The sequence below is a fragment of the Mucilaginibacter polytrichastri genome (assembly GCF_001911425.1).
Taxonomy (GTDB): Bacteria; Bacteroidota; Bacteroidia; order Sphingobacteriales; family Sphingobacteriaceae; genus Mucilaginibacter; species Mucilaginibacter polytrichastri.
Genome location: NZ_MPPL01000001.1, coordinates 4,779,351 through 4,779,647, shown reverse-complemented (window position 1 = coordinate 4,779,647; position 297 = coordinate 4,779,351).

Sequence of the window (297 nt, the reverse complement as noted above, 5' to 3'; positions counted from 1 at the left end):
GATTTCCCCGCCGTTAATTTTCCTTTTACTGTTAAATAAATAATTTGCCCCGAATTTAAATTACCGTCCTAACGGTGGGATTTTCTTATTACCGGGTTAGTTTGACTGGTAATGGATGACAAATTCCATACACCGCTGTTTTATTTAATAGCTTTTGGAACTCCGGCTAAATTTACGGTTAAAAGTGCAGCAAGGCTTTCGTGAATTATAATTGTATAATATCCAGCGAACGCGACTTATAACCAGCAAAGGATAAATAAATGTTGAAAAATCGATAAAAGCGGACTTTGTATTGGG